The following is a 15,625-nucleotide window of genomic DNA, read 5'->3' as shown; positions in this document are numbered from 1 at the left end:
ATAATTCTTTTGAAAAGCAAACTCTTCATCGTTACACCTCCTTTTACACAGCTGAATACTCCGTATCCGGCGACTGCGTATATAAAAGGATTTTTAAATACAAAAAATATCGAATCGGTTCAGGCAGATTTGGGTATTGATGTGATTTTAGAATTGTTTTCGAAGAAAGGTTTAATTGATTTGTTTGAAGTTTCAGGTTTCAGGTTTGAAAGCCTGAATCAAGATATTTCAGATAATTCAAAACGTATTTTTGCTTTACAGGATGAATACATTAAAACGATTGATGCTGTAATTCAGTTTTTGCAGGGAAAAAATCCAACTTTGGCTTTACAGATTTGTCAGGAAGATTTTCTGCCCGAAGCTTCTCGTTTTGCGCAATTGGAAGAACTTGATTGGGCTTTTGGGACAATGGGAACGCAGGATAAAGCAAAACATCTGGCCACTTTATACCTTGAAGATATTTCGGATTTTATTGTAGAATGTGTCGACGAAAATTTTGGCTTTAGCCGATATGCAGAGCGTTTAGGCCGAAGCGCAAATTCTTTTGATGAATTATATCAGGCTTTACAGCAGAAACCAACTTATATAGATTCAATTTTAATTTCGATTTTAAAAGAAAAAATTGAAATTATCAAACCAACTTTTTTCCTGATTTCTGTTCCCTTTCCGGGGAATTTATACAGCTCTTTTCGATGTGCACAATGGATAAAACAAAACCATCCGGAAATTAAAATTTCAATGGGCGGCGGTTTTCCAAATACCGAATTACGTTCTCTTTCTGATGCTCGCGTTTTCGAATTCTTTGATTTTATTACTTTAGATGATGGCGAAGTGCCAATTGAAAAATTAATTTTCAATCTGGAAAACCCAAATGCCAATTCATATAAGCGAACTTTTTTATTGGAAGATGGAAAAGTGGTCTATAAAAACAATTCCTTAAAACACGATTACAAACAAGCACAAGTCGGAACGCCTGATTATTCTGATTTGTCTTTGGATAAATACATTTCTGTTATCGAAATCGTAAATCCAATGCATAGAATGTGGAGCGACGGACGCTGGAACAAACTCACAATGGCGCACGGATGTTATTGGGGAAAATGTACTTTTTGTGATATCTCTTTAGATTATATCAAAGTGTATGAACCTGTTGCGGCTAATTTGTTGTGTGATAGAATGGAAGATATGATGCAGCAAACGGGTCAAAATGGCTTTCATTTTGTTGACGAAGCTGCGCCACCAGCTTTAATGCGTGCTTTGGCTTTGGAAATTTTGCGAAGAAAACTAGCGGTTACCTGGTGGACAAACATTCGATTTGAAAAAAGCTTTTCTAAAGATTTATGTTTATTGCTAAAAGCTTCTGGTTGTATTGCCGTTTCCGGAGGATTAGAAGTTGCTTCGGACCGATTATTGAAATTAATAGACAAAGGTGTAACGGTTGAACAAGTTGCAAAGGTAACCCGTAATTTTACCGAAGCCGGAATCATGGTTCATGCGTATTTAATGTATGGATATCCAACACAAACTGTTCAGGAAACAATTGACAGCTTAGAAATGGTTCGTCAGTTATTTGAAGCCGGAATTTTGCAATCTGGTTTTTGGCATCAATTTGCGATGACAGCACATAGTCCAGTTGGTTTATATCCGGAGAAATTTGGTGTAACAAAAATAACAGAAGCCATTGGAACTTTTGCCAATAATGATATTGATTACACCGATGCTACAGGAATCAACCACGATAAATTTAGTTTCGGACTAAAAAAATCGCTTTTTAATTTCATGCACGGAATTTGTTTTGATTACGAACTTCAGGATTGGTTCGATTTTAAAATTCCGAAAACTAAAATTGATCCGTATTTTATTTTTAATGCACTTGAAGACACAAATGATTTCAACACAAAACCAAATGCAAAAGTGGTTTGGTTGGGAGGAAAACCTTCTGTTGAATATTTCACAAAATCAAAAAAAGGCCAAACATGGGAAATGATGACCTTTACTTTTCATGATAAAAAAGAAAGCTTCAACATTCAAACCAATAAAAATGAAGGAGAATGGCTGATTGATATCTTAAAAAAGATTGCTATTTCAAATGGTAAAAATTATACTTTTCAGGAAATAAAAGCTGACTTTGAAACTCAATTAGATGATTTTGAATTGTTTTGGTATTCAAAACCAATTAATACTTTGCGTGAGTTTGGGTTGCTGATTTTGTAGATTTTTTTAATCGTAAATAAAATTTTAAATTAAAGAATTTTCTTATTTTTATATCAGAATAAGAATTCATTAATTATGCAATTTCAAGAAGGTTTTCATACATATTATATTTATATTATAACAAATAAAACCAAAACGGTTTTTTATACTGGAGTTACAAATAACTTAAGGATAAGGCTGAATCAACATAAAGAAAATATTTTATTAAAGAATAAAACTTTTGCTTCAAAATATATTGTTGAGTTTTTACTTTACTACGAAAAGTTCACATGGGTTCAGGATGCAATTACTCGTGAAAAGGAAATTAAAGGATGGAGGAGAGAGAAAAAATTAGAGCTGATAAAAACAATTAATCCGGATTTCGATTTTTTGAATTATTTATTTGAATAGTATTGCGGAGTTGCTTGCGGAGATTCCTCCTCCGTCGGAATGACATACAGAACGTATTATCTAAGTTTATTACACAAAGTCATCACAAAGTTTGTCATTCCGACGGAGGAGGAATCTCCGCAAGTAGCTCGACAAAGATTGACAAAATTTAAAACAAAATTTTAATTCAATAAGAAACATTCTCCCCATCCTCAGGAATCGAAACTTTATCCAAAAGATTATTCTCTGATAATGCTTCTCTTAATTCTTTTCTAGTTGTGGGACAATGATTTAAAGCCTCCAAATGATTTGCAAAAACCTGATTTGGTGCTAAAGCAACAAATTTCAAAATATCGTTCATTCGCATTAACAAAGGCTGACCAATGTCAAGTCGGGCAGTTCCGCAGGCTACAACGGCAATTTCAGGTTTAAATTCAACAAGAACTTTTTGAACATGCTCTGTGAAAACAGTGTCAGAACTAATATATACGGATTTTTCATTTGCTAATTCAATATGAAAACCCATTACATTCCCCATTAATTTTGCAATAAATCCGTAACCATGAATAGCAGGAATTCCAGTAATTTTCCCGTTTAAAAATTCTTGTGGTTCCCAATAATTCAAACTTTGAACAATATTTAAACCTCTTGTTGTTAGTGTTTTTTCATCTTTAATGCTGCAGGTAACAGGAATGTTTTTTCGTCTTAAAAAAACTTCGCCGGCTTTGTCAATATGATCAGGATGCAAATGTGTAATCAGGCAATGTGTAACTTTACTTAAAATATCCCTACTATTTTTAGGAAGAGCAACTAATGGATTTCTTTTAGGTTTGTATCGAAAGATGGTAAAAGGCGGAATCGTTTTTCTTTTTCCTAACATCGGATCAACTAAAATAACATGTTCATCTGTTTCTATAACTAAAGTGGCATTTCTTAAATGATGAAATTTCATATCTGAAAAAGTTTAGATATTAAAAATACAAAATTTTGAAATAAATAGTAGCAATAAATTACATCTTAAAACGAAAACCAACACCGTGTATGTTTTCTATAGAAATACCTTCTTCATTGATTAAAATTTTGCGTAAACGCGAAATAAAAACATCCAGACTTCTTCCTGTAAAATAATCGTCATTTCCCCAAAGTGCCGAAAGTATTTTTTCTCTTTTTAAAACCATATTTTTATGATCATAAAATAATTTTAAAAGTTCGGCTTCGCGTTGTGTAAGGCCTATTTTTTCATCTTCATTAAAAAGAAAGAAATTCGTGAAATCAAATTGATATTTTCCAATAGTATAAACAATGCTTTCTGTTATATTATTTTTCTGCGAACGTTTCAGGAAAATTCCAATTTTCAATAATAATTCTTCAATGCTAAAGGGCTTTACGAGATAATCGTCGGCACCTAAACGCAATCCTTTAATACGGTCTTCTTTTAAGGTTTTGGCCGAAAGGAAAATAATAGGGATATCAGTATTACTTTTTCTAATTTCGGTTGCCAATTCAAATCCATCCATTTTTGGCAACATAATGTCAAGGATGCAAATGTCGAAATCTTCTTTTTTAAAAGCTTCCAAACCTGATTTCCCATCACAGCAATGAACTACGTCGTAATTATTTTGTTCGAGATTGTCTTTGGTCAGAAACGCTAATGTTTCATCATCTTCGGTATAAAGAATTTTAAAATTTTTCATTTTTTATAAGGAATTGATATGGTGATAGTAACACCTTTTATTTCGTTCTTTTCGGCTTTTATTTTCCAGTTTTGCAAATTGCAAATTTCTTTTACATAGTATAAACCAAGGCCAAAACCATTGACTTCATTGCTTTTTTCATTTTGAATGCGGTAAAACTTATCAAAGATTAAAGATATATTTTTAATCGAAATTCCGATTCCGTTATCAATAAAAGCTAATTTTAAAACCTGATTTTCTTCTGTAATCTTAATCGTAATTTCAGGTTTTTCATTACAATATTTCACTGCATTGTCTAATAAATTGTAAATCAAATTGGTAAAATGAAAAACGTCGGTTTCAATTTTATAATCATTTGATTTTGCACTAATTTTTATGTTTGCTTCAGGGTACTTTAATGCAATGTTTTCAATTGTTTCTTCCAAAACAGGAACAATCAAAATAGATTCTTTTTTTAGTTCTAAAGTCTTATAATCAGACTTTGAAGTATTTAAAATTTTCTCAATATGATGATTTAATTTATGACTTTGCTTTATAATAATGTCTGTATAAGTATGCAGTTTTTTATCTTCTTTAATCGGATTTTGTTCAATTAAGTACTTCGAGGCGATTAAAATCGAAGAGAGCGGTGTTTTAAATTCATGCGTCATATTATTGATAAAATCGCGCTGCAATTCAGAATATTTTTTTTGTTGTAAAAGCGTAAAAATAGAATAGACATAAATTAACAGAATAAGAATCAATACGATTGAAAGTACAAACCAAAAACGCATCGAACTAAACAGATAAGATGTTTCATTGGGGAAACGAACAGCAAAATAATAAACAAGATTTTTATGCTTCGGAAAATAAACGGATTGTTTTCCTTTTTCTTGCTTAGATAATGAAATATAATTTCCATATACCATTTCGTCACTTTGACAATTGTACATAGCATATTCAAAATCAGTAGTGATATTCATTTTTTTGAATTCCGTTTTCAGGTAAAATTCCAGAATATCAGGTTCAAAATCATTTTCGACATTTACTATATAATAGTCATTGGCAATTTTCTGAACAGGATTCTGCGCCGGCAACTCATGATTGGTGCCTTCGTATAGCTTTTTTGCCACTTCAAGCAATGCAATATGGGTTTTTTGGCTTAGCTTTTTTTGCTCTAAAGTAAAGGCTTCTCTGGTCCAAAGTAATTGTGCTACCAAAATACCTATGATAGCAATAAGTCCTAAAAGAATGATACTGTTGAGTTTATTTATTTTCAATGAAAAGTATTTTGATAGTGTAATATAGTTAAAAATTAAAAGAAACTAAATGAAAAATATCCGTTAACAAGTCGTTAACAAACATTTGAAACCGCTTAACAGCGAATTGTTTTTATCTAAACTACTTTTGATAAAGGAAATTTAACCATAAACCACTTTAAATAAATTTATTATGAAAATTATCAAAATTTCAATGCTGGCTTTAGCTTTAGGATTAATGTCTTTCTCTGCTATAGCGCCAGTTCAGTCATTAGTTTACACAAATGAAAACAGTACAATTGCAGCATCAACCATACTTTGGAAAGCAGAAACAGTTGATGTAGGTGAGATTCCGCAAGGAACACCAAAAGCAATTGTTTACGAATTTAAAAATACAGGAAAAACTGCCGTTGTAATTACCAATGTAAAAGGATCTTGTGGCTGTACAGCAACAGATTACACAAAAGAGCCAATTTTACCAGGTAAATCAGCAAAAGTAACAGCAACTTATAATGCAGCAAATAAAGGTGCATTTACAAAAACAGTTACTGTAACAACAAGTGCAGAAGAAACACCAAAAATCCTTACATTAAAAGGAACAGTTATCTAAAAATAAAAGGTTGATTATAAAGGGGAAAACTCCGGATATGTAATGTATCCGGAGTTTTTTTATGCTCATTAATTAAATTGTTTTAAAAGAATATAATTGTTCGTAAGTGAGTGACTTTATTTTTTGTAAAAGCGTTATTTGTATCAAAACTTTTCTATTTTTATTGAAAAAATCATTATGAAAATTTTCTATTCGATTGTTGCTTTTGTGCTTCTTATGGCTGTTTTTTCTTGTAATAAGAAAGAAGAAAGCAAAGAAATATTAAAAAAACCTTCAGAGGAAGTAGTTCCTGAACTGAAAATTAAAATCGATAGTGCTGGTATTTCCGCTTTTTATAAAACATATCCTAAACTGATTAAGTTTCAGAATGAGGTTTTTGCTTTATACAAGAAAAATAAATCGACTCAATTGTGGCTGGACAACAAAGGTGTTGTAGAGTACGGAAATACCTTATTCAATAAATACAAAGGATTAGAACAGGAAGGTTTAAAAGCTAATTTTCCGTATAAGGAACAAATCAATCCTGTTTTTGAACATACCGCTGAAAATAAGTTATCAAAATCAGATACTGATTTAATGATCTCAAACTTGTATTTTTATTACGTTCAGAAAGTTTCTGGCGTAGACGAAAAAACCTCAAGAGAGCTGGAATGGCTTTTGCCACGAAAAAAAGTCAATTATCAGGTTTTTTCAGATTCTATTTATAACAAAGCTACGATTAGTGATGACAAAAAGAGCAAGATGTTCAGTCAATATTATAAGCTTCGTGACGCACTGCATGAATACAGAGAAATTGAAAAGAAAGGAGGATGGAAAGCCATTCAGACTGACGTCGATTTTAAAAGTTTTAAATTAGGAGATTCTGTAGCTTCAATTGGGCAAATAAGAGAAAGACTTTACGTAACCGGAGATCTTAAAGAAGATACTAAAAGTAATATATGTGATTCTACTTTAATAAAAGCTATTAGAACTTATGAATTACACCACGGTTTAACTCCAAAAAACATCATTTTACCAGAACATATTGCTGAGCTCAATGTTACTGTTTCAGAAAGAATCAAAACCATAATTGCTAATATGGAACGTTGCCGATGGATAGATCCTGAACTTGAAAAAGGAAAAGAATATATCGAAGTCAACATCCCGGAATTTAGATTGTATTTAATTCGCAATCATGATATTGCATTTGTATCTCCGGTCGTGGTAGGAAAAACAATGAATAAAACCGTTATTTTTAGCGGAATGATGAACAATATCGTATTTAGCCCGTATTGGAATGTTCCTCCAAGTATCATTAAAAGTGAAATAAAACCCGGAATGGCTAAGAACAAGAATTACCTGGCTCAGAAAAATCTGGAATGGAATAACGGTGCTGTTCGTCAATTACCCGGAAAAAATAATTCGCTTGGTTTAGTGAAGTTTTTATTCCCAAATTCAAATAATATTTATTTACACGATACGCCTGCAAAAAGTTTGTTCGAAAGAGAAAACAGAGCTTTTAGTCATGGTTGCGTTCGTGTAGGAAAACCAAGAGAATTGGCAATCGAACTTTTAAAACAAGATCCTTCGTGGACGCCTGCCAGAATTGATAAAGCAATGCACGCAGGAAAAGAAAACTGGGTGAGTCTAAAAAAGAAAGTTCCCGTTTACATTGGTTATTTTACTGCTTGGGTAGATCGAGACGGAAATTTGAATTTTTATAAAGATGTTTATAAAAGAGATGATAGTTTAATCAAATTATTGACTGAGGAATAAATTTTAAAAAAGTTCTGCCACGAATTTCACGAATTTCCACCAATTTTTATGGGCGGAAAAGCATGATATTTAATTTGTGATAATTCGTGCAATTCGTGGCAAAAAAATACCTTACTTAGAAATTACATCAATACATTTATAAAAACGTTTTGTGTAATGTTCCGTGTCTAATGAAGTAATAGTAACGCTTTGCACTTTTCCAGATGAAGCGTGAATAAATTTAGATTGCATTCCATTAGCCTCGCAAATAATGCCGAGATGTCCCACAACAGTTCTGTCTTTATAGCCGTAGAAAACCAAAATATCACCAACTTTAAATTCTTCAGGATTTAATGCAGTTCCCAAATCTTTATAACCACTGGAGCTTCTGGGTAAAGTCATGCCAAAATTTTTAAAAACATAACTCACAAATCCGGAACAGTCAAATCCTTTTTTCGGATCACTTCCTGCATATACATACGGAACGCCTATATAGTTTTTAGCGTAACTGACAATAGAATCGCGGTCGATTTTAGTTGATGGTTTCTGAATTTGAATTGCCTCTGTTTTATCTTCTTTTTTACAAGTAAACGAAGAACATAAAATGGCAGAAAAAAATAATATATAGAGACTTGATTTCATTTTTTTTGAAGTTGAATCAGAACATTAATTTATAAAGATAGCGCGTAGCTTTTGAATATCAAAGCAATAGTTCTTTACGAGGTTTTGATGTGAATAATAAAACGTAAAAAAGAATATAATATTTTGGTGTTTTTTTATTGTCTTTTGATGTTTTAGTATCTTTTTTAAAACCTTATTTCAGATATATTTGTGAATCTCATTTAGATTTAACGAATAATATTATGTTTCTAAAAAAAATACCGCTTTTAATTCTGTTTTTGATGGTTTCGGTTGTTTCTCAATCTCAAAACAAAACCAATACATTTCTTTATAACGGCCGAGTTGATAAACTTGAAAATAATAAAGTAATTTTAATTGGAACAGCTTCTTCTGTTTCATTTAATTTTACTGGAACCGAATGTTCAATTTCGCTTCAAAGTGTTGATTCGTACGAACATCATAATTATGTTTCGTTGGTCTTAGATGGAAAATATTTGGGAAAAATAAGAATTGAAAAAGGCGCAGTTCAGTCTTTTCCAATAAAAACTACAACTAACAAAAAAGTCCATAGACTTGAAATTTATAAAAATACCGAAGCTCAAAGCGGAAATATTTTATTTGCCGGGACAACAGCAAAACTAACTTCAATTTCTGCAAAGAAGAAAAAGAAAATCGAATTTATTGGTGATTCTATTACTTGTGCTGCTGCGAGTGATTCAGTTGATTGTGATAAGGGAGAATATATGGATCATCATAATGGTTATTTTGCTTATGGCCCCAGAATTTCAAGAAAAATTGATGTTGATTATTTGGTAAGCTCCGTTTCCGGAATTGGAATGTATAGAAACTGGAACGACGAGAACAAAGACGAAGCGATAATGCCTGATGTTTATCAGAATTTATATTTAACCAAAGACAATTCTAAACCTAAATACGATTTTGCTTTTCAGCCTGATATTATCAGTATTGCTTTGGGAACCAATGATTTTTCTGGTGGAGATGGCAAAAAAGAGCGTCTTCCTTTTAATGCTGAAAAGCATGTTTCAAACTACATCAACTTTATAAAAATGTTGTACAAACATAATCCGAAAGCACAAATTGTGATCACAAACAGCCCAATGGTAGGCGGAGAAAGAGCATTAGTTTTTGAAGATTGTCTGAAGAAAGTTAAAAACGCTTTCGCGGAAGACAAAACACATCAACCAATCTTGATTTTTAAATTTAAACCAATGACTCCAAAAGGTTGTTTAGGGCATCCTGATGTTAATGATCACAAAGTTTTAGCAGCTGAATATGCTCCATTTCTAAAAAAGCTCTTAAATGAAAAATAATATATTTAAGTTTGTTTTCTTTCTATTGATTTCCAGTACTATGATGGCAAACGTTACACTTCCGAATATTTTTGGCGACAATATGGTTTTACAGCGCAATGCTGAAGTCAAAATTTGGGGTTGGGCAAGTCCAAAAGAAGAAATCAAATTGGTTTCGAGCTGGAATAATCAGGAATATAAAGTGGTCGCCAATAATCAGGCGCAATGGGAATTGCATATTAAAACGCCAGAAGCCGGCGGACCTTTTACCATTTCGATAAAAGGATATAATGAAGTTGTTCTTAAAAATATTTTGATTGGTGAAGTTTGGCTTTGCACGGGACAATCGAACATGGAAATGTCTGCAAGCTGGGGAATTGACAATGGCGAAGAGGAAATGAAAAATGCGGCAAATCCTAATATCAGATTTTTTACCGTTCCGAAATTAACTGCGACAACGCCACAAAATAACTTGCTGGGAAATTGGGTCGAATCGACTCCGGAAACGATGAAAAACTTCAGCGCGATTGGCTATTTTTTTGCCAAACGTTTGAGAGAAGATTTAAAAAATGTTCCAATCGGATTAATTTCTTCCAATTGGGGCGGAACTCCGGCAGAAATCTGGATACCGGAAGAAGTCGTGCAAAATGATCCTGTTTTATTAGAAAATGCCAAAAAACTCAACGAACAAGAATACGGACCACGCCAACCGGGACGTGCTTATAATGCGATGATTTATCCAATTACGGGTTTTAAAATTGCAGGAACACTTTGGTATCAGGGTGAATCGAATGTTGGTTCATTGGTTTATAATAAAACACTTTCGGCTTTAATTACGTCTTGGAGAAAAGCTTGGCAGGACGAATTTCCTTTTTATTTTGTTCAAATTGCGCCGTACAAAACGGGCAGCAATAACTTCTCAAATGTTATTGTTAGAAATTCTCAAAGAAAAATTTTAAAAGAAGTTCCGAAAACTGGAATGGTTTTGACTTCTGATATTTCTGATACAATTGATATTCATCCAAAGAATAAAAAAGATGTCGGAATTCGTTTGGCGAATTTGGCTTTGGCAGAAACGTATCCCGAAGCTTCGGGACTAAAGTCTAATTTGGTAAACGGACCACTTTTTAAAGATTTTAAAGTCGAAAAAAATAAAGTAATTGTTTCGTTTGATTATGCAGAAGGATTGCATTTTAAAAATAAAATTTCGAATCAATTTGAATTGGCTGGAGCCGATGGAATTTTCTTTCCTGCAGAAGCTTCAATAAAAAATAATCAGGTGATTTTGGTAAGCAAGAAAGTTGAAAATCCCGTGAAAGTAAGATTCGCTTGGGGAAATACAATACAATCTGATTTGTTTAATAAAGCGAATTTGCCGGCGTCTTGTTTTATTGTCGAGTAGAGAATTGGCCACGGATTTTACGGGTTTAAAAGATTGTCACTGATTTTATTTTGTTTTTTGTCAGACTGAGCGTCCCGAAACTTCGGGAGAAGTCCCGTAAAGTGATGAACACAAAGTTTGTCAATCTCGACAGAGGAGAGATCGCACTAGAAACTTCGCATACTGAATCGACAATCTTTGTCGAGTTACTTGCGTTCCTTCTCCGGAAGTTTCGGGACGCTCAGGATGACAAGACTGTGAATAAAGTAGAATTCTTTTGAAAATAAAAAAGTTCTCGTTTACCGTAAATCGCGTGAGGGATAGCAGTGGAAAGCCCACAGCCTGACGCAGGAAGTGCGAGGACTTGTAGCGAATAGCCCGACCCGAAGGGACACGCCCAAATTACTAAACTAACTAACCAATGAAAAATAAAAAAATAATAACTATTGGGGTTTTTGCCCTGTTTACAGTTGGAAATATGAATGCACAGAAAAAACCTTATTTAGATAAAAATAAAACCATAGAACAACGTATCGATTTGCTTTTGCCTTTGATGACGCTGGAAGAAAAAGTGGGGCAAATGAACCAATATAATGGATTTTGGGATGTAACAGGACCAGCTCCAAAAGGCGGAACAGCCGAATTAAAATATGAACATTTGCGAAAAGGATGGGTTGGATCGATGCTAACCGTTCGTGGTGTAAAAGAAGTTCGTGCTGTACAGAAAATTGCGGTTGAAGAAACCCGTTTAGGAATTCCGCTTATCATTGGTTTTGATGTTATTCATGGTTATAAAACGTTAAGTCCGATTCCGCTGGCAGAAGCGGCGAGTTGGGATTTAGAAGCGATTAAAAAATCGGCGGCGATTGCTGCTGATGAGGCTTCGGCATCTGGAATAAACTGGACATTTGGACCTAATGTCGATGTTGCAAACGATGCGCGTTGGGGGCGTGTGATGGAAGGTGCGGGGGAAGATCCGTATTTAGGAAGCAAAGTGGGTTACGCAAGGGTAAAAGGTTTTCAGGGTGAAACAACCGCTGATTTGGCTAAAGTAAATACGATTGCGGCCTGCGCAAAACACTTTGCAGCGTATGGTTATGTTGAAGCAGGATTGGAATATAATATTGTAGATATTAGTAATTCTAAGTTGTACAACTCTGTTTTGCCACCTTTTGAAGCTACAGTAGAGGCTGGAGTTCGTACGTTTATGAATTCATTTAATACGTTGAATGGCGTTCCGGCAACGGGAAATGTTTTTCTGCAAAGAGATATTTTAAAGGGAAAATGGAAGTTTGACGGATTTGTAATTTCTGATTATGCTTCGATTCGCGAAATGATCGCCCACGGTTACGCAAAAGACGAAGCCGATGCAACGGCAAAAGCCGTAATTGCAGGTTCTGACATGGATATGGAATCGTATCTGTATGTAGCGAAATTGACTGGTTTGGTAAAAGAAGGAAAAATAAAAGAAGCTTTGGTTGATGATGCCGTTCGCAGAATTCTTCGCGTGAAATTTGAATTGGGATTATTTGATGATCCGTACCGATATTGTGACGAGAAACGCGAAAAAGAAGTTGTGGGAAGTAAAGCAAACAATGAAGGCGTTTTAGACATGGCCAAAAAGTCGATTGTATTGTTGAAAAACGAAAAGAATTTGCTTCCGCTAAAGAAATCAGGACAAAAAATTGCTTTGATTGGGACTTTGGCAAATGATAAAAATAGTCCGCTTGGAAGCTGGAGAATTGCGGCTGATGATAATACGGCGGTTTCGGTTTTAGAAGGAATGCAGCAATATAAAGACAATCAATTAACTTTTGAAAAAGGTGTCGATTTATTATCTCAAAAAGCTACTTTCCTGACAGAAACAGTTTTTAATACAACAGATAAAAGCGGATTTGAAGCAGCAAAAACTGCAGCGAAAAATGCTGATGTTGTGGTTATGGTTTTGGGAGAATACGGTTTTCAAAGCGGTGAGGGAAGAAGCAGAACAGATTTGAATTTGCCGGGATTACAACAAGAATTATTAGAAGAAATTTATAAAGTGAATCCGAATATAGTTTTGGTTTTAAATAATGGACGTCCGTTGAGTATTCCGTGGGCTGCAGAACATGTTCCTGCAATTGTTGAAGCTTGGCAATTGGGAACTCAAACCGGAAATGCCGTGGCGCAGGTTTTATATGGAGATTATAACCCGAGTGGAAAACTGCCAATGTCGTTTCCGAGAAATGTAGGTCAGGTGCCGATTTATTACAACAAATACAGCACAGGAAGACCAATTGACAGTGATAAAAACGTGTTTTGGTCGCATTATATGGATGTGGAGAAAACGCCTCAATTTCCGTTTGGTTTTGGATTGAGTTATACCAAATTCGATTATAAAGATTTAAAAATAAATAAAACGGCTTTTGCCAAAGGAGAAAATGTTCAGGTTAGCGTTGCCGTTACCAACTCTGGAAATTATGATGGAAAAGAAGTAGTACAATTATATATTCACGATGAATTTGCCAGTATAGTTCGCCCAATAAAAGAATTAAAAGGTTTTGAATTGGTAAACCTGAAAAAAGGAGAAACTAAAACGGTAACTTTTACTTTAACCAATAAAGAACTTGGTTTTTATGATAATGAAGGAAATTATTTAGTTGAGCCTGGAACTTTTAAAATTATGGTTGGAGGAAGTTCTGATAAAGGTTTGGAAAGTGGTTTTGAGATAAAAGAATAGGTTTTGCCGCGAAGGCGCTAAGACGCGAAGTTTTTTTTTCGCCACGAATTCACGAATTGATTGTTTAAAAATTCGTGAATTTTTGGCGATTTTTTTTTCGCGCAGATTTAGCAGATTCGACAGATTTTTTATCTCCTAAATCTGCAAAATCTGCGAGAGTTATTATATTTGAGAAGCAAAGACCAGAGCAGCAAGAATATGTTCTTTTTTTAATTGAGGAAAATCTTCAATAATTTCATCAAAAGACATTCCTTTTAACAACCACAAAAGAATATCTGAAACACAAATTCTGGTTCCTGTAATTGTAGGTTTGCCAAATCTGATATCTGGGTTTATCGAAATTAAATTTTGGGATCTATTTTCCATAGTTTTATTATTTAAACAAATTTAAAATATTAAAAACGAATTAGATTTTTAATTATTGTAGTTTATTTTTCTCCATGAATTTTTAAACAATTAATTCGTGAATTCGTGGCGATTTTTAATTTGAATAAAAAGCTTAGCGTCTTAGTGTCTTTGTGGCAAAACTTCGGGAGTTTTTTGTATTTTTAAAATCTATTAAAACTACAACCTATAAATTAAAACAATGAAATATAACAGATGCGGAAAAAGCGGATTATTATTACCTGAAATTTCTTTAGGACTATGGCATAACTTCGGTTCTGTAGATAATTTTGATAATGCTGAAAGTATTGCAGTAGAGGCTTTTGATAAAGGAATTACCCATTTTGATTTAGCTAATAATTACGGACCCGTTCCAGGTTCTGCGGAAAATAATTTTGGTAAAATCCTTTGGCATAATTTTCAGGGAAATCTGCGTGACGAAATCATAATTTCAACAAAAGCCGGTTACACCATGTGGGATGGACCTTATGGCGATTGGGGTTCCCGAAAATATTTGCTGTCAAGTTTAGATCAAAGTTTAAAAAGAATGAAGGTCGATTATGTCGATATTTTTTATTCGCATAGACCAGATCCCGAAACGCCAATTGAAGAAACCATGCAGGCTTTAGATTACGCCGTAAGAAGCGGAAAAGCATTGTATGTTGGTATAAGTAATTATTCGGCAGAGCAAACGCGTGTTGCAGTCGATGTTTTAAAACAATTAGGAACGCCGTGTTTGATTCATCAGGCAAAATATTCTATGCTGGAACGTTGGGTAGAAAATGGTTTATTGGATGTTTTGGAAGAAAAAGGAGTAGGCTGTATTGCATTTTCGCCTCTGGCACAAGGGCTTTTGACAGATAAATACCTAAACGGAATTCCAGAGAACTCAAGAGCACATAACCCAAACGGACATTTAAAAGAAAATGAGGTTACGGCAGAAAGAATTCAGAAATTAGTTCAGCTGAATGAAATTGCTAAAAATAGAAATCAATCTTTAGCACAAATGGCTTTGGCATGGTTGCAAAAAGACAAACGAATTACGTCGGTTTTAATTGGAGCAAGTTCTGTACGTCAATTAAATAATAATATTGATTGTTTACAAAGCATGGAATTTAAACAAGATGAATTGAATGCGATTGAAAAGATATTATCTTAATTTCCAATACATAATCTAAACTGGACTGAAGTCCAGCCCTACAATATAATTTGTTCCTTCGGAACTGTAAAAGAGCCTTTGGCTCGATCCATATTGTAGAGCTGGACTTTAGTCCAGTTTTTTTGTGGGATTAAAAAATCGTAAACCCGACAGGTTTTAAAAACATGTCGGGTTTGAAAAAGCATAGAATAC

13 protein-coding genes are annotated in these 15,625 nt (G+C 33.7%); 8 read left to right on the top strand and 5 right to left on the bottom strand.

Annotated elements, in window-relative coordinates:
* Positions 1-9: 9 nt before the first annotated feature.
* Positions 10-2,214 (top strand): B12-binding domain-containing radical SAM protein, encoded by a 2,205-nt coding sequence (locus tag BUE22_RS13165; protein WP_073395520.1) that lies wholly within the window; start codon positions 10-12, stop codon positions 2,212-2,214.
* Between the two features lie 75 nt (positions 2,215-2,289).
* Positions 2,290-2,604, top strand: coding sequence for a GIY-YIG nuclease family protein (locus BUE22_RS13160; RefSeq protein WP_073395408.1), 315 nt, complete (start codon positions 2,290-2,292; stop codon positions 2,602-2,604).
* Between the two features lie 166 nt (positions 2,605-2,770).
* Here BUE22_RS13160 and BUE22_RS13155 read toward each other — a convergent pair whose 3' ends face one another.
* Genes BUE22_RS13155 through BUE22_RS13145 form a run of 3 tightly spaced genes read right to left on the bottom strand, consistent with a single transcriptional unit; the run spans position 2,771 to position 5,536 of the window.
* A complete protein-coding gene (locus BUE22_RS13155; RefSeq protein WP_073395407.1) occupies positions 2,771-3,535 on the bottom strand; it encodes an MBL fold metallo-hydrolase in 765 nt (254 codons plus the stop codon).
* Positions 3,536-3,593: 58 nt separating this feature from the next.
* A complete protein-coding gene (locus tag BUE22_RS13150; protein ID WP_073395406.1) occupies positions 3,594-4,277 on the bottom strand; it encodes a response regulator transcription factor in 684 nt (227 codons plus the stop codon).
* Complete coding sequence (locus tag BUE22_RS13145; protein ID WP_073395405.1) at positions 4,274-5,536, bottom strand: sensor histidine kinase; 1,263 nt, start codon at positions 5,534-5,536, stop codon at positions 4,274-4,276. Before BUE22_RS13145 ends, BUE22_RS13150 begins: the two co-directional genes overlap by 4 nt.
* A gap of 172 nt (positions 5,537-5,708) precedes the next feature.
* On the opposite strand from BUE22_RS13145, the gene BUE22_RS13140 reads away from it, so the two are divergent.
* Positions 5,709-6,125, top strand: coding sequence for a DUF1573 domain-containing protein (locus BUE22_RS13140; protein WP_073395404.1), 417 nt, complete (start codon positions 5,709-5,711; stop codon positions 6,123-6,125).
* A gap of 177 nt (positions 6,126-6,302) precedes the next feature.
* Positions 6,303-7,880: a L,D-transpeptidase family protein gene (locus BUE22_RS13135; RefSeq protein WP_073395403.1), complete on the top strand. Its 1,578-nt coding sequence runs from the start codon at positions 6,303-6,305 to the stop codon at positions 7,878-7,880.
* A 111-nt stretch (positions 7,881-7,991) separates the two neighbouring features.
* Here BUE22_RS13135 and BUE22_RS13130 read toward each other — a convergent pair whose 3' ends face one another.
* Positions 7,992-8,501: a C40 family peptidase gene (locus tag BUE22_RS13130; protein WP_073395402.1), complete on the bottom strand. Its 510-nt coding sequence runs from the start codon at positions 8,499-8,501 to the stop codon at positions 7,992-7,994.
* Positions 8,502-8,722: 221 nt separating this feature from the next.
* Here BUE22_RS13130 and BUE22_RS13125 point away from each other — a divergent pair, with 221 nt between their 5' ends.
* From BUE22_RS13125 to bglX, 3 genes are all read left to right on the top strand, one after another.
* Positions 8,723-9,811: an SGNH/GDSL hydrolase family protein gene (locus BUE22_RS13125; RefSeq protein WP_073395401.1), complete on the top strand. Its 1,089-nt coding sequence runs from the start codon at positions 8,723-8,725 to the stop codon at positions 9,809-9,811.
* The gene (locus BUE22_RS13120) at positions 9,801-11,192 is read left to right on the top strand and encodes a sialate O-acetylesterase (RefSeq protein ID WP_073395400.1); all 1,392 of its coding nucleotides are present in this window, start codon (positions 9,801-9,803) and stop codon (positions 11,190-11,192) included. Before BUE22_RS13125 ends, BUE22_RS13120 begins: the two co-directional genes overlap by 11 nt.
* A gap of 400 nt (positions 11,193-11,592) precedes the next feature.
* Positions 11,593-13,890: a beta-glucosidase BglX gene (bglX, locus tag BUE22_RS13115; protein WP_073395399.1), complete on the top strand. Its 2,298-nt coding sequence runs from the start codon at positions 11,593-11,595 to the stop codon at positions 13,888-13,890.
* Between the two features lie 162 nt (positions 13,891-14,052).
* Here bglX and BUE22_RS13110 read toward each other — a convergent pair whose 3' ends face one another.
* A complete protein-coding gene (locus BUE22_RS13110) occupies positions 14,053-14,256 on the bottom strand; it encodes a DUF433 domain-containing protein (RefSeq protein ID WP_073395398.1) in 204 nt (67 codons plus the stop codon).
* 220 nt (positions 14,257-14,476) lie between these two features.
* On the opposite strand from BUE22_RS13110, the gene BUE22_RS13105 reads away from it, so the two are divergent.
* Positions 14,477-15,433, top strand: coding sequence for an aldo/keto reductase (locus tag BUE22_RS13105; RefSeq protein WP_073395397.1), 957 nt, complete (start codon positions 14,477-14,479; stop codon positions 15,431-15,433).
* Positions 15,434-15,625: the final 192 nt, after the last annotated feature.

The organism is Flavobacterium pectinovorum (genome assembly GCF_900142715.1).
In the GTDB taxonomy this organism is placed as follows: domain Bacteria; phylum Bacteroidota; class Bacteroidia; order Flavobacteriales; family Flavobacteriaceae; genus Flavobacterium; species Flavobacterium pectinovorum.
This window is presented reverse-complemented; position numbering and strand designations above follow the sequence as displayed.

Coding starts and splice junctions, on each gene's coding strand:
- BUE22_RS13125 (WP_073395401.1), top strand. CDS start 8,723: ATGTTTCTAAAAAAAATACCGCTTTTAATTCTGTTTTTGATGGTTTCG.
- BUE22_RS13155 (WP_073395407.1), bottom strand. CDS start 3,535: ATGAAATTTCATCATTTAAGAAATGCCACTTTAGTTATAGAAACAGAT.
- BUE22_RS13120 (WP_073395400.1), top strand. CDS start 9,801: ATGAAAAATAATATATTTAAGTTTGTTTTCTTTCTATTGATTTCCAGT.
- BUE22_RS13130 (WP_073395402.1), bottom strand. CDS start 8,501: ATGAAATCAAGTCTCTATATATTATTTTTTTCTGCCATTTTATGTTCT.
- BUE22_RS13160 (WP_073395408.1), top strand. CDS start 2,290: ATGCAATTTCAAGAAGGTTTTCATACATATTATATTTATATTATAACA.
- BUE22_RS13150 (WP_073395406.1), bottom strand. CDS start 4,277: ATGAAAAATTTTAAAATTCTTTATACCGAAGATGATGAAACATTAGCG.
- BUE22_RS13110 (WP_073395398.1), bottom strand. CDS start 14,256: ATGGAAAATAGATCCCAAAATTTAATTTCGATAAACCCAGATATCAGA.
- BUE22_RS13140 (WP_073395404.1), top strand. CDS start 5,709: ATGAAAATTATCAAAATTTCAATGCTGGCTTTAGCTTTAGGATTAATG.
- BUE22_RS13105 (WP_073395397.1), top strand. CDS start 14,477: ATGAAATATAACAGATGCGGAAAAAGCGGATTATTATTACCTGAAATT.
- BUE22_RS13135 (WP_073395403.1), top strand. CDS start 6,303: ATGAAAATTTTCTATTCGATTGTTGCTTTTGTGCTTCTTATGGCTGTT.
- bglX (WP_073395399.1), top strand. CDS start 11,593: ATGAAAAATAAAAAAATAATAACTATTGGGGTTTTTGCCCTGTTTACA.